We start from the raw sequence: 21,922 nt of genomic DNA on the forward strand, positions 1-21,922 counted from the left end.
TTCGGCACTGAAGCGCCTAATCATAATCACAAGTTTCAGGCATTGAAAGCCTTCCTTCGGGAAGGTTTTTTCCTTTCTACGCAACCAAGAAATACGCCAGTGCTTGCAACACCAGCCAAGCATAGACACCCGCCAGTATATCATCGAACATAATACCAAAGCCGCCAGGCACATCGCGATCCACCAAGCGTATGGGCCAGGGTTTCCAAATGTCGAACAGGCGGAATAAGAAAAATCCCACTACAATCCACATCCACCCTGCCGGAGCCGCCAGCATGGTTAACAAGAAACCCGCAAACTCATCCCACACAATGCCACCGTGATCGTGTACACCCAAGCGCCGCGAGGATTCACCGCAAATCCAAATACCAGCCAATGACATCAGCAGCAATACCGCAACATACCCCCAGAGCGGCAACTGCACCAGCAACAAATACAACGGAATCGCCGCCAAGGTTCCAGCCGTTCCGGGCGCGAACGGTGACAAGCCACTGCCAAACCCGAAGGCAAGGAAGTGTACGGGGGAAGAAAAAACCGTTTTTGCCGGTACTGTGACGTGCATGAAGACAAATTCCTATACGCTTAAGGCTTAGGGATTATACACATCTGGCATCAGGTCGCTATAATTGCGCCCCATTACCTAACCGGAAACACAACATGACCACTTACACCTTTATTTATGACATAAACGGTATTGCCGATTTTGAAGAACGGGTGCTCAAAGCCTCCTTACGTCAGCCTGTCCTGGTAGACTTCTGGGCAGAATGGTGTGGCCCCTGTCTGTTCCTTGACCCGGTGTTGAAAGCCGTTATTCCCGAATACCACGGCAAAGTCATACTTGCCAAACTCGATACCGAAGAAGATGAAAACATGAAGCTGGCAGGTCGTAACCAAGTACGCGGGTTCCCCACCGTCATCTTGTTTGAACATGGCAAAGAAGTCGCCCGCTTTAGCAGCGCCCGTAACAAACCATTTGTCCGGGAATTTATCGACACCAACAGCCAAATGCTGGCAAAAGTTAACCCCGCACATCCATAAGACTAGCGTCTTGACATGAGTCATGCCATTATTCCAATAACAAACATTAATAAAAATGATCAACAGTTGAGGGAATGGCATCACCATGAAAATCCATACGCTTTCCTATACCACCGCCCAAGGTTTTTCTGACAATCTACCGACCATGACAGCCGCACAACAGCTTGTCTTGATCTTTGGGCATTCCAGTTTTCTCGATAACCCCGAACCCTTTGCGGTACTGACGGCGCAATACCCGCAAGCGATTTTCATGGGCTGTTCCAGCGCGGGTGAAATTCTCGACAATCACATTCATGACAATAGCCTCGTCATTGCTTTGGTCGAGTTTGAATCCACCACCTTACGCCTCGCACAAGTGGCTATTCATAACCCAGCGGAGTCACGCACCATTGGGCGCTATCTGGCAGATAGCCTCGCACATGAAACTCTAAAAGGTATTTTCACCCTCTCGGATGGCTTGAAAGTCAATGGCAGCGAACTCACCAAAGGCTTTAATGAGGTCGTATCCCCTGCGATTACCGTCACGGGCGGGCTGGCAGGTGACGGCGAACGCTTTGTGAATACATGGGTATTAAAAGATGGCAAACCCACCAGCGGCATCGTCACAGCACTGGGCTTATATGGCAAGGTACAAATCAGTCATGGCTCCAAAGGTGGTTGGAAACCTTTTGGTCCAGCCCGCGAAGTAACCCGTGCTGAAAATAACGTTTTATACGAATTAGGCGGTAAACCGGCACTGGCTTTGTATAAAACCTACCTAGGCGAGATGGCAGCCGGATTGCCCGCCACAGGGCTACGCTTCCCCTTGGCATTGAGCCAACCCGGTGAAGCCAAAGAACTGGTGCGCACCATCTTAGCCATTGATGAAGCCACCCAATCGCTCACGTTTGCCGGTGATATTCCGGTGGGTGCGCAAGCCCAGCTCATGCGAGCCAATCTGGAACAACTGGTGGAAGGTGCGGAAGACGCTGCCCTGATGAGCACAACGGATACCGACAAACCCGTGTTGTGTATTTCCATCAGTTGTGTGGGGCGGCGCATGGTCATGGGTGCGGATGCTGAAGAAGAAGTTGAAGCCGTGCTGGATCATCTGCCAGAAAATACCACGCAAATTGGCTTCTATTCTTACGGGGAAATTTCACCGTTTGCCAAGGGTACTAATACCTGCGACCTACACAACCAAACCATGACGCTCACCACAATTCATGAGTGATTACGGGCGCACACTCCAGCGGCAGTTACGCAGTCTGGGGTTAACCCCGGACGAACCGCCTGATGCCAGCAGTTGGCGGTCCTTCCTCAATCGGGTAGATCACACTTACGATGATCACAAACAAGCTTACTATGTGCTGGAACGTTCGTTAGAAGTATCTTCGCAGGAAATGCTGGCACTCAATGCCTCACTCCAGCGGGAATCGCAAGAAAAAATTCGCGCTCTGCAACAGTCCAAGGAAAAATCGCGCTTCCTCGCCAACATGAGCCATGAAATCCGCACACCGATGAACGGCGTATTGGGAATGCTGGATATTCTCGCCAAAACCCCGCTGGATCCACAACAACAGGAATACCTGCATACTGCCTACAGCTCATCGGAAATCTTGTTGGATGTCATCAATGCGGTGCTGGATCTTTCCAAAATTGAATCCGGCAAGCTGGCACTGGAATGCATCCCTTTCAACCTGCACAAACTCGCCGCCGACATGGTGCTGTTATTCAGTGGCTCCGCAACCAAAAAACACCTGACGCTGAGTAGCTATGTACCCGATGGTTGCCAGGCATGGTTTTACGGCGACCCCATTCGCCTCAAACAAGTGCTGGGTAATTTATTGGGCAATGCGGTCAAATTCACCACCAGTGGCACGGTGGCACTGCGCATTGAACCGTTACAAGAACAATCCGAACAAACCACTCTGCGTTTATTGATTGCAGACACTGGCCCCGGCATTCCCCCTGCACAACAAGAAGTACTTTTCAACGCCTTCAGTCAAGCCGATGAATCCACCACCCGTCTCTACGGCGGCACGGGCTTAGGGCTAACCATTTCCCAAGAATTGGTACACCTCATGGGAAGTTGTATTCGGATAAAATCCACACTAGGACAAGGCAGCACGTTCTATTTTGATCTTATCCTCACGAAACATCACCTGCCAAGCAACCCTGCCCCCGAACATCCACATGCCATAAGCGCCCCTTCTGCCAACAGCGTATTGGAGGGACACCTCCTGTTAGTTGAAGATAATCTGGTGAATATCAAAGTGGCAAAGGTCATGCTCACCAAACTGGGATTGAGCTTCGATATTGCGATGGATGGGCATGAAGCTGTCACCATGCTGGCTAAAAACCGCTACGATCTGGTGCTGATGGATTGCCAATTACCCGGCATGGATGGCTACGAAGCCACTCGCCAATTCCGCCAGATGGAACAAGCACAGCACACACCACGTACCCCCGTCATTGCACTCACTGCCAACGCCATGCAGGGCGACCGCGAAACCTGCTTGCAAGCGGGCATGGACGATTACATGACCAAACCCATATCAATGGCGGGTTTGCAGCAAACACTGCAACAATGGCTGACGCCAACACTCACATCTTAAAATGTTCATCCCCGGTTAGCATCGCAGGACTATGCTGATATTGCGTGAAGAAAAAACCAAAATTCTGCCGCAATGCTGTCAACGTTGCCCCGGAATCCGCGTTAATCTCTTCCACCGACAACAAATTAACCAAACCAAACAGGGGTGCATTATGAACAAAATAACGTTGGCAACGCTTACCGTTGCCTTGTTGCTCAGCGCCGCGAACGCCGCCGCTGCCACTGACCCGGATTTCGACCGTCTGGATACCAACAAAGATGGTTTGATTTCCTGGCCTGAATACGCCGCCAAAAACCCCAAATCCGGCAGACTTGACCCACGACGCATTTTTGACAATGTGGATACTAACCGCGATGGCTATATCGACACGGCTGAATTTGCTGAAATGAAACGCCGCCGCGATAAGCGTAAGCCCTAAACGCGACTATTCCTCATGGAATCTGACGTTTATTTATTTCAGGCAACAGGTAGAATGTAATCATCATCACTAAACCATAACGAGGATTATCGCATGAGCGCATTAGACCGTATCGACCAAGCCGTTAAAAGCAACCCCGTCGTCATTTTCATGAAAGGCACACCGAAAATGCCACAATGTGGGTTTTCCAGCCGCGCTTCCCAAGCATTGATGGCGTGCGGCGAAGAGTTTGCTTACGTTAACGTATTGAGTGACCCGGAAATTTTCCAAGACCTCCCACAATACGCCAACTGGCCAACATTCCCACAAGTTTACATCAGTGGCGAATTGATCGGTGGCTGTGACATTACCTTGGAAATGTACGCAAACGGTGAATTGCAGAAAATGGTCAAAGAAGCCATGAAAGGTGGCGCGGGCGAAGCGGCTTAATTGCGCAAGCTGAGCACAGAAAAAAGGGCTTGATACTGACATTCAAGCCCTTTTTTTTCAAACCGACTTAAGCTGCGGCTTTTTTCTTTTCTTCAGCGGCTGCATGAAGTGCATCATTAATGGCGTAGCCGTAAGAGCAGTCAACCTCAATCCGCACCCGCATTAGACCATCATCGCCCTCGTCCAACATTACCGCCAAGGGGTTACGGCGCTGGAAACGGCGATGCGGCTTGCTTAACCACATGACCCGCATTTGGCTGCTGAACGGAAACGTGGTGCGCAATGCATCAGCGATACCCACAATATGATCAATACGGTTCATCATTGCCGGGGTTTGTGGGAAAACTTTATCGCCCTGACGGTACTGCTGCAAATGGCGCGGGCGTACGTCTTCACCCAACTGCAAAATCGCCAGCATGTCATCCGCGCTGATCTTCCATTCATCCATGTGATTAAGAACGCCCCGTGTTAAAGCGCCCATTTCTTCGCTTGAAAAAGTTTGCATGAATTAATCCCTCTTTTTCAGACCAGCAATCGACATCACTTTCGGCGCACTGACTTCATCAATAAAATGTGGACGCTCTTCACTCACCCCAGCCGCTTGCGCCAACTCACGTTCACGTGCCGCAATCAAGTCGAAACATTTTTTAACATCTTCGACCGTAGCATCGGATAAGGGATAACGCACGGCGGAATCTGAAGGTGTCAGATCGCGAATAATACCGCCGAGGGTTTTACGCATCGCCATCAGGATACGCCTTTCTGTGGAGAATTGTTCTGCTGACATGATTAATATAGCCTGCCTGTAACGCTGCAAAGTGATGACATTATCTTAACAGCTAAGCCAATACCATACCACCAAGGTGGGGATTACCCTGTATCATCAAGCGGTCAGGGCAGCAACAAACAAACCGACCGCTTCCAATAACACAATACTCGCCCCGATCGACTCCCAAGTTAACCCGCCACTCGTCTGTTTCAGGCGCAAACGGATCAGCAGCAGTAACACAAACACTCCCAATAACGGAATGCCAGCCACTAAGGCCATTGGCAATGCCAATAACAACCAAATAAACAAAGAAACATAGGGAAATTCAGACCGAAAATCCTGTGCAAGGGTTTGTCCCGGTGCACTCGGCGTAAACCCAATCAGCGCAACGACCAATAAACGTGCAGCAAGCGGAGCCATCATGATATACAGCCACAATTTGTATTCAATCAACACCGAAAGTGCCGAGAACTTAACCATCATCACCAGTGCCATCACTCCCATGACACCGAAATGCGGTATCGGCAACTGTGCCGCCTCTGCCTCATCCTCTGCTACGGCAGAATCCCCCCCAAAAAACCACACATTAATGCTACGCGCCAAGGCATCCAGATGATGCAATTCACTAATAAACAACCAAGCCGTCAACAAAATCACCGAAGCCAGCATGGGTTCAATGCTTTCCAGACGCCATGCGGTCAGGGCAAGCAGCCCCCCCATTAACGCGCCAATCACCGGAAACCAGACTAAACCACGCCCTTTTTCTTCCGCAGAAAACGCGGAAACCGGCGGTGCAGGCAATAATGTCAGCACACGCAACGCCACCTGAAAAGAACGCAGCACGGCTTTCATCATCCGCAACCGTGCGCCAACAAACTAGCCCACTCACCGCTACGGTCACGCAACACGCGCAAGCGTGTCAACGCACCGTACTCAATGTTTAACGCCAGCAAGCGCTCATCCGGCATTTGCAATACATGCGCGAGAACCGTGCGAATCACCAAAGCATGAGTCACCACCAACACCCGTTCCCCCCGGTACGCACGCCCTAGCTCTGTCCATGCATCCAAGACACGGGCGCGAAAATCGCCAAAACTCTCCCCGCCCGCTGGCGACACTTGAGCAGGGTTTACCCACCATTCTGCCAACTGCTCAGGGTGGGTAGCCATCACCTCTTGTGGATTATGCCCCTCCCATTCCCCAAAATGGATTTCACGCAGGCGTTCGTCGCGTACCAGCGGCAAATCCTGTTTTTGTGCAAACCACTCAGCGAAGGAAGCGCATTGCATCCGAGGAGAAGTAACGACGGCATCCCAGTCTGCACTGGAACGGCCGAATGCTTGTTTGAGCTGCTTCCAACCGGCTTTGCTGAGCGGGGTATCGAGTTCACCACAGAACACATCCCCCGCCTCCACTGCACCGTGTTGCAACAAGCCAACATGGGTAAAATTATTGGCCACTATTGATAGCTAACTCCAACAATTTCGTATTCACGCACCCCGCCGGGAGCCTGCACCACAGCCACATCGCCCTCTTCCTTACCAATCATTGCCCGCGCAATTGGCGAGGAAACCGCCACACGGTTATGCTTAATATCCGCCTCAATGTCACCCACAATCTGATAGGTGATAGTGTCGCCGGTTTCGACCTCTTCCAATTGCACGGTTGCGCCAAATACAACCTTACCGGGATTCATCGCACCCACAGCCACCACATCAATGATTTGCGCCATTGACAACGTGCTTTCCAGTTCCTTGATACGACCTTCGCAAAAGCTTTGCTGTTCACGTGCCGCGTGGTATTCGGCATTTTCTTTCAAATCGCCGTGTTCACGGGCGGTGGCAATCGCCTGAATGATTTGTGGGCGTTCCTCAGTTTTCAAGCGCTGTAATTCAGCCTTCAAACGTTCGGAACCCTTCAATGTTAGCGGTGGTCTTGTACTCATCGCTTCAAACCCCTTGTTCTGTTATTTCCTGATGTAAATCTTGTAAGCAATAAACCTGCTCACTGTCAGTGTAGGCCATCGCTTTGCACAATGCCCGCGCACCTTCAATCGTGGTGGTGTAGGTAATTTTGTGCTGCAAGGCTTCGCGGCGAATCTCAAACGAGTCGCGGGTCGACTGTTCGCCTTCGGTCGTGTTCACGATCAAGTCAATTTCCTCGTTCTTGATCATGTCGACGATATTGGGGCGACCTTCGCGCATTTTGTTGACGATTTCGCAGGTGACACCAACGTTCTGCAATTCGCGTGCCGTACCACGGGTAGCCACGATCTTGAAGCCTTGCCCGATCAACATATCGCCTACTTCTTTCAAGTGACGGCGATCTGCTTCGCGCACACTGATGAACGCCACGCCAGAGGTTGGGTAAACTTCGCCCGCTGCGTATTGCGCTTTCCCGAAGGCTTCGGCAAAGGTTCTGCCCACACCCATGACTTCGCCCGTGGATTTCATTTCCGGGCTAAGAATCGGGTCAACGCCGGGGAATTTAATGAACGGGAACACCGCTTCTTTCACCGCGTAGTAGGACGGAATGATTTCGTTCAACGCATTCTGACTTGCCAAACTTTGACCAGCCATGCAACGTGCTGCGACTTTTGCCAGCGGACGACCAATCGCTTTAGAAACGAATGGCACGGTACGTGAGGCACGCGGATTGACTTCCAGCACGTATACGTCATCGCCCTTGATCGCAAATTGCGCGTTCATTAAGCCGATAACATTGAGGGCTTTGCCCATGCGCACCATTTGCTCACGCAATTGATCTTGAATCGCGACACTCAGGGAATACGGTGGTAAGGAACACGCCGAGTCACCGGAGTGGATACCCGCCTGTTCAATGTGCTGCATAATGCCGCCAATCAGCACGGTGTCGCCGTCGCAAATCGCGTCAACGTCGACTTCGATGGCGTCATCCAGATAACGGTCGAGCAATACCGGCGAATCGTTGGACACAGAAACCGCCGTGGTCATGTAACGGCGCAATTCGTTTTCGTGGTAAACGATTTCCATCGCCCGCCCACCCAGCACGTAAGACGGACGCACTACCAATGGGTAGCCGATTTCGTCTGCCAAGCGTACCGCTTCGTCGATGCTTCTCGCGGTGCGGTTCGGCGGCTGTTTCAAGCCGAGTTTGTGGATCAATTGCTGGAAACGTTCGCGATCTTCCGCCAAGTCGATGGAATCCGGCGATGTACCAATGATCGGTGCGCCCAAAGCTTCCAAATCGCGTGCCAGTTTCAGTGGGGTTTGCCCACCGTATTGCACGATCACACCGTAAGGCTTTTCCAAATCGACGATTTCCATCACGTCTTCAAGCGTCAACGGCTCGAAATACAGACGGTCGGAGGTGTCGTAGTCGGTGGAAACGGTTTCCGGGTTGCAGTTGACCATAATGGTTTCAAAGCCATCATCGCGCAACGCTAACGCCGCGTGGACACAGCAGTAGTCAAATTCGATCCCTTGACCGATACGGTTGGGGCCGCCGCCCAACACCATGATTTTCTTACGGTCGGTCGGGTTGGATTCGCACTCTTCTTCGTAAGTGGAATACATGTATGCGGTATTGGTAGAAAATTCCGCCGCGCAGGTATCGACGCGCTTATAAACCGGACGCACATTGAGCTTGTGACGCGCCACCCGTACCGTTTTTTCGGTTTCGTGCAACAGTTTAGCCAAGCGGCGGTCGGAGAAGCCTTTGCGCTTCAAGTTGCGCATTTCGTCAACGCTAATGCTGTTCAGCAAACGGTCTTTCAAACCGTTTTCCATATCGACCAGTTCTTTGATTTGCACCAAGAACCACGGGTCAATGCTGGTTTGCGCGAACAATTCTTCAATGCTCAGGCCCAAACGGAACGCATCCGCGACGTACAAAATACGTTCGGAACTGGCTTCGGTCAGTTGACGGCGCAGCGTGTCTTTCGCGTCGGGGTCTTGCGGATCAATGCGCTCGTTCAATCCATCAATGCCGGTTTCCAAACCGCGCAGGGCTTTCTGGAACGACTCTTGGAAGGTGCGCCCCATTGCCATGACTTCGCCCACCGACTTCATTTGCGTGGTCAAACGCGAGTCGGCTTGCGGGAATTTCTCGAAGGTGAAACGCGGGATTTTGGTGACAACGTAGTCGATAGATGGCTCGAACGATGCAGGTGTTGCCCCGCCGGTAATTTCGTTGCGCAATTCATCCAGCGTGTAGCCGACTGCCAATTTTGCCGCCACTTTCGCAATCGGGAAGCCCGTCGCTTTGGAAGCCAGTGCGGAAGAGCGCGATACACGCGGGTTCATTTCGATCACGATAATGCGCCCGTTTTTCGGGTTGACCGAGAATTGGACGTTAGAACCGCCGGTATCGACACCGATTTTGCGCAGAACCGCAATCGAGGCATTCCGCAACAATTGGTACTCTTTGTCGGTCAGGGTTTGCGCAGGCGCAACGGTGATCGAGTCACCCGTGTGAATCCCCATCGGGTCAAGGTTTTCGATGGAACAGATAATGATGCAGTTGTCGTTGCGGTCACGCACGACTTCCATTTCATACTCTTTCCAGCCGAGTAGGGATTCTTCCAGCAACACTTCGGTGGTCGGCGACATATCCAAGCCACGCGCCACGATGGTTTCAAATTCCTGCTTGTTGTAAGCAATACCGCCGCCGCTGCCACCCATGGTGAAGGAGGGGCGAATGACCACGGGGAAACCGAGGGTGGCTTGCACTGCACGGGCTTCGTCCATTGAATGCGCCACGCCGGAACGCGCCGATTCCAGACCGATTTCATCCATTGCCACTTTGAATTTCTGACGGTCTTCTGCCATGTCGATGGAGACTTCGCTCGCACCAATCATGTCCACGCCGAATTTTTCCAGCACGCCGTGGCGGGAAAGATCGAGAGCGCAGTTGAGCGCAGTTTGCCCACCCATTGTCGGCAATAGCGCGTCAGGGCGTTCTTTTTCAATGATTTTGGCGACGGTTTCCCAGCGGATGGGTTCGATGTAAATCGCATCCGCCATATTCGGGTCGGTCATAATGGTCGCGGGGTTGGAGTTGACCAGAATGACGCGGTAGCCTTCCTCACGCAAGGCTTTACACGCTTGCGCACCGGAATAGTCGAATTCGCACGCCTGACCGATAATGATCGGGCCTGCACCAATAATCAGAATGCTTTTAATGTCAGTGCGTTTAGGCATGTGCAGCTCTCATCATCTCAATGAAACGGTCGAATACAGGGGCTACGTCGTGCGGGCCGGGGCTGGCTTCGGGGTGTCCTTGGAAACTCAACGCAGGGCAATCAGTGCGTTCGATGCCTTGCAATGTGCCATCAAATAGCGAGCGATGTGTTGCACGGACATTCGCAGGCAGCGTGGTTTCATCGACCGCAAAGCCGTGGTTTTGGCTGCTGATCATGACGCGCTTGCTGTCCAAATCTTGCACCGGATGGTTCGCGCCGTGATGCCCGAATTTCATCTTGACGGTTTTCGCACCACTGGCTAAACCGAGCAATTGATGACCTAAGCAAATGCCAAACGTTGGAACTTTTTGCTCCAATACTTCGCGGATGGCGGCAATTGCGTAATCGCACGGTTCTGGGTCGCCGGGGCCGTTGGAGAGGAATACGCCATCGGGTTTCATCGCCAGTACATCTGCTGCGGGGGTTTGTGCAGGCACGACAGTAACGTGGCAACCACGATCCACCAACATGCGCAGGATATTGGTTTTGATGCCGTAATCGTAAGCGACGATATTGAATTCAGCCGTTGTTGCGGTGGAAGGGCGCGGGGTGGCGGGGTTTAACTGCCAACTGCCTTCTGTCCACACATAGCTAGACTTGACGGTGACTTCTTTCGCCAAATCCATGCCCTTCAAACCGGGGAAGGAACGTGCTGCATCCAGTGCTATGTCTACAGACAGATTTTCACCTGCCATAACGCAGCCACGCTGCGCACCTTTTTCACGCAAAATGCGCGTTAAACGGCGCGTGTCGATGTCGGCAATGGCGACAACGTTATTGCGGGCTAAATAGTCAGGCAGGGATTCTTCCGCACGCCAGCTACTGTATACCGCAGGCACATCGCGCACGATCAAACCAGCCGCGTGGACTTGCGTAGACTCGCAATCTTCCTGATTGACACCGACATTACCAATGTGGGGATACGTCAAGGTAACGATTTGGCGTGAATACGACGGGTCAGTCAGGATTTCCTGATAGCCTGTCAATGCGGTATTAAAGACCACTTCACCCGTGGTTTGGCCATCACAGCCGATGGAACGCCCGTGGAAAACACTCCCGTCTTCCAGCACCAGCAGTGCTTGCTTGTTCAAAAGAACCTCCGAAGTCTACATACGAAACGGGATGAGGCGTGGCTCATCCCGTGAAATTAGTAGGATGGCATTTTACTCTCTGCCCGACAGAGTGTCCATGCACGCTTTCACGGAAACTTAATGCTTATGCGCTGATCTATTGTATTGGAGCAGATGCAATATGTTTATGCAGATACGCTTTCAATCATGCAAATTATATTTTCTTATGTATAATTAGCGAGATCAGGGCTAAATTGGGGAATTTGTCAATCATGAATGCACACGAAAAAGGGTTCATACAAGTATCAACCTTCGACACTAGTAGCACGTCACTATGGGAAGAATTCCGTAAATTGCGGATTGTGGTTAAGCGCCGCGAAAAAACCTTGCTGAGTGTGTATCTGAGCGTTTTTCTATTAGCGTTGTTTGTCACAGAAGCTTTAAACCCTAATTTGGTGAAAAACTTTATCTTAAGTTTTATTTTGGGCTTGTGTGCTGGAGTGATTGCGGCATTTGTTCGCGAAGGCACGGATGCGATTATCAAAAATTCAGACATGCTGGCGCGGGTGCTACCCATTCCGCTGCTAGGCATTGCGCCTGCCATCCCCAAAAAAGCGGGCAATTATGCGTTCCAGAGTGCCGAACGCCCCGATTCAAAAGTGGCAGAAGCGTTTCGCTCCCTGCGCAATAATCTGTTGGTCGTCACGCAACAACAGCGCCCTAAAGTCATCAATGTGACCAGCACTGATGCCTCCGAGGGCAAAAGCAGCACCAGCATTAATCTCGCCACTGCTTTTGCGCAAGCTGGCACGCGGGTATTGTTGATTGATGCGGACTTGCGCCGCTCAACCCTGCACAAGCATTTTAAATTAGACAACACCAAGGGTCTGGGCAATTACTTGGCAGGGCTAGATGATTTCAACAAGCTAATCCGCCCCACCAAGATTGCTAATTTGCAACTGTTATCATCTGGCCCCATTACCCCACACCCGGTGGAATTGTTGTCTGGCGAGCGTTTAGCGCAATTGGTTGCCACCACTGAACAACAAGATGCACCGTTTGACTTGATTATTATTGACTCACCACCCGTGATGGGCATGGCGGATGCGTTACTTATCGGCAATCGTGTCCACGCCACTTTGTTAGTGGTCGCTTGCAATGAAACCCGCCGTCGCCCGCTTCATGCCGCGTTTGAACGTTTGAAGCAGGCACGTACCAATATGGTGGGTGTAGTGCTGACCAAGGTGCGTTAAAACACCAAACTGACATTTTCCTTACCCAATAGCTGCCGGAGGTCACGTACCCCGGCATCGTCTAGCGGCACTGTCCACGAACCTGCCAAACGCAGATCGGCGCAGGCTTTAGCGTTACGGTATTCAAGCGTAATCGGAAAACTTCCCGCTGTTGCTGCTGGTTTCAGGCGTTGGCGCAAGGCGGGTAATATGCCTTGTTCCACCTGTTTTTCTTCGAGCCGCAACACCAATTTGCGCAGGAAGTTTTCGCGCACGGATTGCATATTGTGAACTTTTTCGACGCGCAGCCGAGTCTTGCCCGTGCGCTGATCGGTATCGAGCGTGCCTTCCAACACAATACAAGCCTCTTTTTCCAACAAATTGCCGTACTGGGTAAAGGTATCGGTGAAAATCATCACCTCGTAATAAGCGGTATTGTCGTCCAATTGCACAAACGCGCGTTTGCCATTATCGGTGTGTTGCGTGCGCACACTAGCGACCAATCCCGCTAACATCACTGGCTCACGGCGGTATTTGGTGCTGTCATCTTCGGCAATATCCACCAGCTTTTTGCGGCTGCCTAAACCGGCAATTTCCGACTGGTATTCATCGAGCGGATGCCCGGTGAGATACAGCCCCAGCGTTTCTTTTTCCAAACGCAACCGTTCTTTTTCAGGAAATTCCTCGCGTTCTGGCATGGTCGCTTCGGGTGTGGATTCTGCCACACCGCCGCCAAATAATCCGCCGAACAGGTCGGTTTGCCCCGTGCCTTGATTGCGGTTGTATTGTTCTGCCATGCGCATGGCTTCGGGCAGGTATTCGAGCATGGCGCGGCGCGTCCCACCCAGGCTGTCGAAAGCGCCGGATTTGATCAAGGTTTCCAGCACGCGACGATTGACCTTTTGTGTGCCAGCACGTTTGCAGAGTTCCGCCAGTGATTTAAATGCCCCTTCTTTATTGCGTTGTTCCACCAATACACTCAAAGCAGCTTCACCCGCGCCTTTCACAGCACCCAGCCCATAGATAATGCGGTTTTGGTCATCCACCGTGAATTGGTATTCGGAACGATTAATGTCCGGCGGCAACACCTGCAAACTCAATTGACGGCAATCATCCAGCAAGGTCACGACTTTTTCGGTGTTATCCATATCCGCTGACATGACCGCTGCCATGAACGCGGCGGGGTGATGGGCTTTTAGCCATGCGGTTTGGAAGGCGACAAGGGCGTAGGCGGCTGAATGGGACTTGTTGAAACCATATTCCGCGAATTTCTCCATTAAATCAAATATATAGCCAGCCTGATTTTCATCGACGTTATTGTTACGCGCCCCCTCCATAAAGATGGAACGCTGTTTTGCCATCTCTTCTGGTTTCTTTTTGCCCATTGCACGGCGCAACATGTCCGCACCACCCAGCGTGTACTGGGCAAGCACTTGCGCAATCTGCATAACCTGTTCTTGGTAAACGATAACGCCGTAGGTCGGCTTGAGAATTTGCTCTAGGCTCGGATGCGGGTATTCGACCTTAGCAATGCCTTTTTTACGGTTGATGAAATCGTCCACCATCCCCGATTGCAAGGGACCTGGGCGAAACAATGCCACCAATGCCACCACATCCTCGAACACGTCGGGTTGCAAGCGACGAATCAGGTCTTTCATGCCGCGTGATTCAAGCTGGAATACGGCGGTGGTTTTTTGCGCCTTGAGCAGATCAAAGCTGGCTTTGTCGTCCAACGGAATGCGGTTAATATCCACCGACGGCAAACCTTTCGCCGCTTGTTTGCGGTTAATGGTTTGCAACGCCCAGTCGATGATGGTGAGGTTGCGCAAGCCCAAAAAGTCGAACTTGACCAGCCCGATGTCTTCCACGTCATTTTTATCGAATTGTGACACCACGCCTTCGCCGTTTTCTTCGCAGCAAATCGCGGTGAAATCGGTCAAATCGGTCGGGGAAATCAAGACCCCACCCGCGTGTTTACCGGTGTTGCGCGACAAACCTTCCAGTGAAATCGCCAAATCCATCAACGACTTAACTTCTTCATCCTTGTTATACAAGTCGATCAGATCGGGGGATACCAATTCGGAATCTTTTTCGGACTTGGGGGTACGCCCCAGCGCGTCTTCCAAGGTGATACCGATAGTAAACGGAATCAGTTTGGCAATCCGATCCACGAACCCGTAGGGATGACCCAACACCCGCCCTACATCGCGCACCACGGCTTTCGCTGCCATTGATCCGTAAGTGATGATTTGCGAAACCTGATTGCGCCCGTAAGTTCTGGCAACATAATCAATCACTTTGTCGCGCCCATCCATGCAGAAGTCGATGTCAAAGTCAGGCATCGACACCCGTTCAGGGTTGAGGAAGCGTTCAAACAGCAAGTCGTAAGCCAGCGGGTCAAGGTCGGTGATTTTCAGCGCATACGCCACCAGTGAACCTGCACCTGAACCCCGCCCAGGGCCTACGGGAATAGCGTTATCTTTTGCCCACTGAATAAAGTCCGCAACGATCAGAAAGTAGCCAGGGAAACCCATTTCGTTGATAACGTCGAGTTCGATTTTCAGGCGTTCGTCGTACACTTTGCGCTTTTCGATGAAAGCAGGCGTACCGCGTGGAAACCGCTCGCCGAGCAGGAAATCGAGGCGTTCTTCCAAGCCTTTTTCGCTGACTTGGCAAAAGTATTGGGCTTCGGTAAGTCCGTCGGGAATCGGGAATTGCGGCAGGTAGTTTTTGCCCAAGGTCAGCGACACATTGCAGCGTTTGGCGATTTCCACCGTGTTGCTGATGGCGCTGGGAATGTCGGCGAACAGTTCCTCCATTTCGTCGCCCGTGCGCAAATATTGCTGCGGGCTGTAACGTTTCGGGCGTTTGGGGTCAGCCAGCACGTAGCCGTCACGGATGCAGACCCGCGCTTCGTGGGAAGCAAAATCGGATTCGGCGGTGAAACGCACGTCGTTGGTGGCGACCACGGGGATGTCGTGTGCAAGGGCGAGGTCGATGGCGGCATGGATGTAGTCTTCTTCGCCATCGCGTCCGGTGCGTTGCAGCTCTAAATAGTAGCGGTCGGGGAAGGTTTCTAGCCATTCTTGCAAGCGTTTGTCGGCGAGTTCTTGATTGCCGGAGAGCAAGGCTTGACCTATATCACCCTCGCGTCCGCCAGAGAGCATGATTACGCCGTCGCTGAATTCCTTGATCCACTCGCGTTGTACACGCGGTACGCCCAGCACTTGCCCTTGTTGGTAAGCGCGGGATACGAGCTTGGTGAGGTTACGGTAGCCGGTGTTGTTTTGGCACAGCAAAATCGTGTGAAACAAGGTATCCGTGCCTTGTTCGTCTGCCAGCAGCAAGTCGAGGCCGAAGATGGGTTTGATGCCTGCGCCCATCGCGGCTTTGTAGAATTTTACCAAACCGAAAAAGTTGTTTTGGTCGGTAATGGCGAGGGCGGGTAAGTCTTTGCTCGCGGCAACTTTCATCAGCGGTTTGATGCGGATGGTGCTGTCGACCAGCGAGTATTCGGTGTGGAGGCGGAGGTGGACGAATGGGGTCATGCCTCATCCCCCGCACGCAATTCGGTATATTTCTTCGCCGACCCTTTCGCCAATTCCACCGGATATTTACGCCGATTCTGCACCATCTTCTCCCGCACTGCCGCTTCCAAATCAATTCCCAAATCCGCACACAAATACGTCAGGTAGGTTGCCACATCTGCCACCTCGTCACGCAACTGCGGCATGACTTTATCCAACGCCGCGCCCCGGCGGTCTTCCCACTGAAACAGTTCCAGCACTTCGCCCGCCTCTAAGGAAAGCGAAATCGCAAGGTTGCGCGGGGTGTGGAACTGCGCCCAATCACGTTCAGCGCGGAAGTGCATGAGTTCATCCACAAGGTCTTTCGGCAGCATGGTAATGTCCTATTGAATCCAATACGCATTATAATCCCCGAATCAGAACCTGACAGAAGAAAAGGACACTCACAGTGCTGAAATTTCTACCCGGCATTTTATTGCTACAAGCCATCACCGTGGTGTTGGTGTTGATTGCGCCCGCCGAATTGAGCGGCTGGGGCTGGTTACGACTGTTGATTCCTGTCAGCATTGTGGGTGTACTCACCGCCGCCTGGTTCAGTGCAATGGCGGCACACCACAACAAAGATGAAATCAGCCGCTTACAAGAATGCCACGCGAAAGAACGTGAAGCGCTGCGCGTCAATGCCGAACGCGCCAAGCATCGCGTGATTAAACAAGCGCATCAGGAAACGATTCAGGAAGTACGCCGCTCTTCCACCGAAGCGAATATCAAGGTAGGCATCGCGTTTGCGGGTGCTGCCGGTATTGGTGGCTTGCTGTTGCTGACGCAATTCATCACGCTAGGGTTGCTAATGTTGACCACTGCGGGCGGTGCACTCGGCGGCTATGTATTACGCATCCGCCAAGAAAAAGCCAAAATGGAACTGTTACCCAAAACAAAAACCAAACCGCGCCTGATCAATGCCTCACCGACCACTAAATAGCACCACGCCCCATTGTCGCGGGTCAGTCAGGGCTTGTTTGTCTTGCGCCATCCACGCGATTTTGCCATCGCGTGAGCCACCATCGTCATCATCGTTTACTTCCACATTGACGCTTACACGGTCTTTGATAGCCGGGTTCATGCCTAACGCTTTCCAGGGAATCCACGCCTCCAGCACATAGCCGTCGTAAAACGCCCGCATATCAAAGCGGATACTGTGCAACGCCTCCGCAGACATTGGTGCAGAACCTTCCCCCAACACCACTTTCTCACGATCACAAGCAAAGATCAGGTGGAAATCGTGCTTGCCGTCCAGCTTAGCATCGCGGCTATTATCCGTATCAATCAAGAACCCTACGGAATCATCATCCGCCGGGTGTGCCGAATCAAACACCCGCTTGCTGTCGTATACGCGCACGGTCAGAAACAGGAAATCGTCATCCCAGCGCCCCTGCCATTTTCCAAACAGATTACGTTTATCCCATGCCGTGCCTTCCAGCAATAAATCCAGGGTAATCGGGTTTTCAATAAAAAATACCCGCTCCGGGTCAACGGCTGGTCGCCATACAATCAAGGGATCATTCGGATTACGCGGGGCAGTGGCCAGCGGATTATGGGCAGGCTTCGATGGTGCAGGCAGAGGACTAGGCTGATGTGCCGCCATGAAATCCAACACGGCGGCATATTTCGGCGCTTGCTCACGCGGTTGGCGAATGTGTTCCTTTAGCCCCCAACAACCGTACCATTGGCAAATGCGTGGCGCAGAAAACAGCATCATCAACTGCCCGCCAGCTTGTTGCCACCCTTCCAAAAACTCAGTGTAAAGTTGCCCCATGCGCGGATCACGATTGGCAGCAAAAAACAGCGGATTAGGGTGCTGCTCTGGCTTACGGGTAGCCCAATCCACCAAGCCCTGCCCACCCTCATAACCTAGCAATGTCACCCCAAACTGCTGAGCCAGTTGCGCATGGCGTTGCACTTTTTCCAACACTTCTGGCAACGAACGGTAGGAATCTGGCTCGGTAGTCAGATGAAAAATATCCTCCACGGTTTCTGCTTCGCGATAGCCTTTGATATTACCGCCAAAATACGGCGCAATCGCCAGCGCATCAACCGCCTTATACGTATCGTCGTAACTCAGCACTTTTTCGGCAAAATCGGGGCGCGTATCCCAACCACCCAGCACACGCACGAAGCGTTCCCGCCCACCAAATACCTGTTCCCACATTGCAAAAATTTCGCGGGCGCGGATGGTGTAATACTCATAGCCCACGTCGGCAGCATTCAGCCCCAACGCCATTTCAATGCCTTTTTTCTGGGTATATTCGCCGTGGTTAAAGTTGGTATTCCAAATTTCATTGGAATATTCGAGGTAAATTTTCAGTTCGGGGTTAAGATGGTCGCGCACATAGGTGGCATATTCGCGCACATAGTCATCATCAGCCGCGTGTGGCAGGCTGAACCAAGCATCCTTTTGCAAACGGTTAGCCAGTTCCACCATGATTTCCAGCGGTGCGCCGCGAGCGCCATACGTACCGCCCCACGTGGCTTCATCCATGCTGGGGCGATCCTGCCAATGCGCTTCGGGGTTGCGGGTAATGCCTGACATCGGCATGAAGCGGATTGCCTGAAAGTCTTTCATGAAATCCAGATAATCCGGGTTGAAAACGATGCTGGCGTAATGATCCGCAAAGGATAAATACATACCCGTATCCCCGTTACAAGCCGCTGCATCCGCCACCCGCTTCAGTGGATAATGCTGGCAAATACCCCCCGGCAACACAATGCGGATATGACGCACATAATTATCCGGGTTACTGCGGGTAATCACCAGACTGGCATCCAAACGCCCATTATTTCCGGCATCCAAGCTAATAATGTCACGCCCCGGCGCATGGGTAATCAGTTTGGCATCATTGCCATAACGGATTTCACCCTCACCCTCATACAACACGGTGTATTCACCGGCGGGCAGCGCATCAGGTGGTAACTCGCCAAGGAAACGTGTGCCTGCTTCGCCACCGTTGAGGTTACTCGGCCAGCCATTCGCATCGTAAGTCACCGCATCAGCCTTCAAACGCAAGACATTTTCCTGAAACGGATTGGCGGAACGGAACAGATCCACAAAAGGCATACTCGCATCGGTATAACCAATTTCATTGGTATTAATGCCAAGCAAAGAGGCTTGCGGAGATTGGGCTGCTATCGAAGTAGCCGGTGTTGGCGGCGCTCTCACGGCTGGCACGGGCGGTTGTTCCTGCCATGCACGGTATGCATACCAAGCAACTGCCAGTAACACGAATAACGATACGAAAATCAGTAACCACTTGGGGAATTTATGTAGCATCCCGCAAGTGTAGGTTATTTTTCGGCGGCTGCCAGTGCTTTCCTGACCGGGGCAAAACTACGCCGATGAATGGGCGTTGCCCCGAACTCCCGCAAAGCGGCTAAATGCGCTGCCGTGCCATAACCTTTGTGCTTGGCAAAACCGTACTGCGGATACAACGCATCCAACGCCACCAACTCCGCATCCCGTGCCACTTTCGCAATGATCGACGCCGCACTGATTTCAGCCACCGTCGCATCACCACCGATAATGGCTTCCATGTTATACGCCAGCTTCGGACAATGGTTGCCGTCAATCTTCACCAGATCGGGCTGGATATGCAGCCCTTCCAAGGCGCGTTGCATCGCCAGAAACGTGGCTTGCAGGATATTGATTTCATCAATTTCCTCCACTTCTGCCCGCCCTAGGCTCCATGTCAACGCTTTCTCGCGGATTTCAACTGCCAGTTTCTCGCGACGTTTCTCAGTCAACTTTTTGGAATCGTTCAGCCCCACAATCGGGCGTTGCGGATCAAGGATAACGGCTGCGGCAACCACTGCCCCCGCCAATGGTCCACGTCCAACTTCATCGACACCTGCAATCAACACTATGCTTTCCTCAGTACAAATACCGAGGCAGGCGGGATATTGAAAAACACTGTGCTCACCCGCTGAATCTTGAAACCTTCGCGCTGCAAACGTTCAAACAAACGGATTTGCTTAATAAACGGCGTATAGCTCATCTGCACAATCGTCGAGCCGCTATTGAGGGAATCGCGGAACTGTTCCACCAGCTTTTCGGAATAAAACATTCCCGTCACCGGCATACACGACACCATGATGCAATTTGCCAACCCTTCCTCACTTTCATCTATCGGCAGGGTAAAAAAGTCCTTTGCCAACAACGGGGTATCTGCCCCAAAACGCGCATGAAACTGGCGGACAAAATCAGGATGCTTCTCCACAAACGCAAACGGCACGGGGGTTTGCATAAAATATTGCGCTACCACCCCACTGCCCGTGCCAATAAAGATACCGCGTGCATACTGGGAAAAATAACGCGCCGCGACTTCAAACATTTTCGCCCCAAACTTATCGCTGGAACTGATGACGGAGCCGGTGTGTTTGAGTTTGGTAAGGTAGACCATGATGTACTGTCTCTAGGATTTTTTGGTCGGAAAATGGGTAAGAATAGCATGGGCAGCGCTGGCACTAGCGTTTTGTCGTAGTTGCGCGTGCAATGCCTGAAAACGTTGCAAGAGGTATTGCTGGCGTTCGGCTGGCAGATTAAACAATTTTTCTATCGCCTGCACCAGATTCGCCGGTGTTACCTGTTCTTGCAACAATTCCGGCACCAGTTCCTCACCGGCAAGATTATTGGGTAAGGTCACAAACCGGACTTTGAGCAATTTGAACGTGCGAATCAGCCAAGCGGTCAGCGGAGCAACCCGATAAGCCGCCACCATTAAACGTCCGGCTAACATGCCTTCCAGCACCGCCGTTCCCGACGCTAACAGAATATAATCTGCCGCTTGCATCAAGGTGCGGGATTGCCCATTCAATACCGTGAGGATAAGTTCCGGGGCAATATCTTGCCGAATCGTATCCAGTTCCTGCCGCAACCTAGGGGTTGCTGCTGGTGTCACCAAACGCAATTCAGGGTATTGTTGCTGCAATTGCAAGGCAGCTTTGAAAAAATCCGGGGCAAGGCGACGCACTTCACCCAGACGGCTGCCCGGCAAGACCGCCAGAATCGGTTTCGTCAGCGGTAAACCCAGTTGCTCACGGGCTATTGCCTTATCCGCATTGAAACTTACTTCATCCGCCAGCGGATGCCCGACGAATTCCGCCGGAATGCCATGCTCGCGATAAAAATCCACTTCAAACGGAAATAAGGTCAACATTAAATCGAGATTGCCACGCATCTTGCGCACCCGTTTGGCACGCCACGCCCATACGGAGGGGCTGACGTAATGCACCGTGGGAATGCCGAGTGCGTGTAATTTCTTGGCAATGGGTAGGTTTAAATCGGGCGCATCCACGCCAATGAATAAATCGGGTGGATTCGCCTGCCAACGTTGCAGCAACTGTTTGCGGATAGCCAACAACTCAGGCAAGCGTGGCAACACCTCAACCAGCCCCATGACCGAAAACTTTTCCAGCGGAAATAAACTGGCGCAACCGGCTGCCTGCATTTCACTGCCTGCAATCCCTTCAAACACCAACTCAGGACAACGCTCACACAACGCCAAGATCAGACGTGCCGCCAGCAAGTCACCTGACGCTTCCCCGGCAATGATGGCAATACGCTTCAT

Annotated in this window: 21 protein-coding genes; 7 read left to right on the plus strand and 14 right to left on the minus strand. The window is 52.1% G+C overall.

Translation table 11 applies throughout. From position 1 onward, the window contains the following. Positions 1–76: 76 nt before the first annotated feature. The gene (locus L2Y54_RS18760) at positions 77–562 is read right to left on the minus strand and encodes a phosphatidylglycerophosphatase A family protein (protein WP_236498195.1); all 486 of its coding nucleotides are present in this window, start codon (positions 560–562) and stop codon (positions 77–79) included. Positions 563–657: 95 nt separating this feature from the next. Between L2Y54_RS18760 and L2Y54_RS18765 the strand changes: the two genes are divergently transcribed. The 5 genes from L2Y54_RS18765 to grxD all read left to right on the plus strand — a co-directional run bounded on the left by L2Y54_RS18765 (position 658) and on the right by grxD (position 4,482). Next, positions 658–1,038 carry a thioredoxin family protein gene (locus L2Y54_RS18765; RefSeq protein WP_236498197.1) on the plus strand — a complete coding sequence of 127 codons (381 nt, stop codon included), beginning with the start codon at positions 658–660 and terminating at the stop codon, positions 1,036–1,038. Between the two features lie 85 nt (positions 1,039–1,123). Beyond that, a complete protein-coding gene (locus L2Y54_RS18770) occupies positions 1,124–2,251 on the plus strand; it encodes an FIST signal transduction protein (protein ID WP_236498198.1) in 1,128 nt (375 codons plus the stop codon). Continuing rightward, positions 2,244–3,635 (plus strand): ATP-binding protein, encoded by a 1,392-nt coding sequence (locus tag L2Y54_RS18775; protein ID WP_236498200.1) that lies wholly within the window; start codon positions 2,244–2,246, stop codon positions 3,633–3,635. Before L2Y54_RS18770 ends, L2Y54_RS18775 begins: the two co-directional genes overlap by 8 nt. 151 nt (positions 3,636–3,786) lie before the next feature. Beyond that, positions 3,787–4,053: an EF-hand domain-containing protein gene (locus L2Y54_RS18780; RefSeq protein ID WP_236498202.1), complete on the plus strand. Its 267-nt coding sequence runs from the start codon at positions 3,787–3,789 to the stop codon at positions 4,051–4,053. 93 nt (positions 4,054–4,146) lie between these two features. Beyond that, positions 4,147–4,482 (plus strand): Grx4 family monothiol glutaredoxin, encoded by a 336-nt coding sequence (gene grxD / locus L2Y54_RS18785; RefSeq protein WP_236498204.1) that lies wholly within the window; start codon positions 4,147–4,149, stop codon positions 4,480–4,482. Positions 4,483–4,549: 67 nt separating this feature from the next. Here the strand turns inward: grxD and L2Y54_RS18790 are convergent, their stop codons facing one another. From L2Y54_RS18790 to carA, 7 genes are all read right to left on the minus strand, one after another. Then, entirely contained in the window at positions 4,550–4,987 is a 438-nt protein-coding gene (locus tag L2Y54_RS18790; protein WP_236498206.1) for a DUF2384 domain-containing protein, read from the minus strand. A 3-nt stretch (positions 4,988–4,990) separates the two neighbouring features. Beyond that, on the minus strand, positions 4,991–5,269 hold the full coding sequence (locus L2Y54_RS18795; RefSeq protein WP_236498207.1) for a segregation and condensation protein A: 279 nt from the start codon (positions 5,267–5,269) through the stop codon (positions 4,991–4,993). 96 nt (positions 5,270–5,365) lie between these two features. Further along, positions 5,366–6,106: an adenosylcobinamide-GDP ribazoletransferase gene (locus tag L2Y54_RS18800; RefSeq protein WP_236498208.1), complete on the minus strand. Its 741-nt coding sequence runs from the start codon at positions 6,104–6,106 to the stop codon at positions 5,366–5,368. Further along, positions 6,103–6,711 carry an alpha-ribazole phosphatase family protein gene (gene cobC, locus L2Y54_RS18805; RefSeq protein ID WP_236498209.1) on the minus strand — a complete coding sequence of 203 codons (609 nt, stop codon included), beginning with the start codon at positions 6,709–6,711 and terminating at the stop codon, positions 6,103–6,105. The genes L2Y54_RS18800 and cobC overlap by 4 nt, the downstream gene beginning before the upstream one ends. Next, a complete protein-coding gene (greA, locus tag L2Y54_RS18810; protein WP_236498210.1) occupies positions 6,711–7,196 on the minus strand; it encodes a transcription elongation factor GreA in 486 nt (161 codons plus the stop codon). Before greA ends, cobC begins: the two co-directional genes overlap by 1 nt. Before the next feature lie 4 nt (positions 7,197–7,200). After that, positions 7,201–10,431, minus strand: a complete 3,231-nt coding sequence (gene carB / locus L2Y54_RS18815; protein WP_236498212.1) for a carbamoyl-phosphate synthase large subunit — start codon at positions 10,429–10,431, stop codon at positions 7,201–7,203. Next, the gene (gene carA / locus L2Y54_RS18820) at positions 10,424–11,563 is read right to left on the minus strand and encodes a glutamine-hydrolyzing carbamoyl-phosphate synthase small subunit (protein WP_236498214.1); all 1,140 of its coding nucleotides are present in this window, start codon (positions 11,561–11,563) and stop codon (positions 10,424–10,426) included. The genes carB and carA overlap by 8 nt, the downstream gene beginning before the upstream one ends. 251 nt (positions 11,564–11,814) lie before the next feature. Here carA and L2Y54_RS18825 point away from each other — a divergent pair, with 251 nt between their 5' ends. After that, the gene (locus L2Y54_RS18825) at positions 11,815–12,795 is read left to right on the plus strand and encodes a CpsD/CapB family tyrosine-protein kinase (protein WP_236498216.1); all 981 of its coding nucleotides are present in this window, start codon (positions 11,815–11,817) and stop codon (positions 12,793–12,795) included. Here L2Y54_RS18825 and dnaE read toward each other — a convergent pair. Together dnaE and L2Y54_RS18835 are read right to left on the minus strand one after the other, a co-directional pair. Further along, positions 12,792–16,322, minus strand: coding sequence for a DNA polymerase III subunit alpha (gene dnaE / locus L2Y54_RS18830; RefSeq protein ID WP_236498218.1), 3,531 nt, complete (start codon positions 16,320–16,322; stop codon positions 12,792–12,794). The genes L2Y54_RS18825 and dnaE overlap by 4 nt on opposite strands. After that, on the minus strand, positions 16,319–16,675 hold the full coding sequence (locus L2Y54_RS18835; RefSeq protein ID WP_093070160.1) for a nucleotide pyrophosphohydrolase: 357 nt from the start codon (positions 16,673–16,675) through the stop codon (positions 16,319–16,321). The genes dnaE and L2Y54_RS18835 overlap by 4 nt, the downstream gene beginning before the upstream one ends. Positions 16,676–16,749: 74 nt before the next feature. Here L2Y54_RS18835 and L2Y54_RS18840 point away from each other — a divergent pair, with 74 nt between their 5' ends. Then, positions 16,750–17,283: a hypothetical protein gene (locus L2Y54_RS18840; RefSeq protein WP_236498219.1), complete on the plus strand. Its 534-nt coding sequence runs from the start codon at positions 16,750–16,752 to the stop codon at positions 17,281–17,283. Here L2Y54_RS18840 and L2Y54_RS18845 read toward each other — a convergent pair. From L2Y54_RS18845 to lpxB, 4 genes are read right to left on the minus strand one after another with little or no spacing between them, the layout of a single operon-like run. Next, entirely contained in the window at positions 17,266–19,629 is a 2,364-nt protein-coding gene (locus L2Y54_RS18845) for a sugar-binding protein (RefSeq protein WP_236498220.1), read from the minus strand. The two genes, L2Y54_RS18840 and L2Y54_RS18845, sit on opposite strands and share 18 nt — an antisense overlap. 14 nt (positions 19,630–19,643) lie before the next feature. Continuing rightward, positions 19,644–20,216 (minus strand): ribonuclease HII, encoded by a 573-nt coding sequence (gene rnhB, locus L2Y54_RS18850; RefSeq protein ID WP_236498221.1) that lies wholly within the window; start codon positions 20,214–20,216, stop codon positions 19,644–19,646. Next, complete coding sequence (locus tag L2Y54_RS18855) at positions 20,216–20,755, minus strand: hypothetical protein (protein ID WP_236498222.1); 540 nt, start codon at positions 20,753–20,755, stop codon at positions 20,216–20,218. Before L2Y54_RS18855 ends, rnhB begins: the two co-directional genes overlap by 1 nt. Positions 20,756–20,767: 12 nt before the next feature. After that, the gene (gene lpxB, locus L2Y54_RS18860) at positions 20,768–21,922 is read right to left on the minus strand and encodes a lipid-A-disaccharide synthase (protein WP_236498223.1); all 1,155 of its coding nucleotides are present in this window, start codon (positions 21,920–21,922) and stop codon (positions 20,768–20,770) included.

Source organism: Thiothrix winogradskyi (assembly GCF_021650935.1).
Classification (GTDB): Bacteria; Pseudomonadota; Gammaproteobacteria; order Thiotrichales; family Thiotrichaceae; genus Thiothrix; species Thiothrix winogradskyi.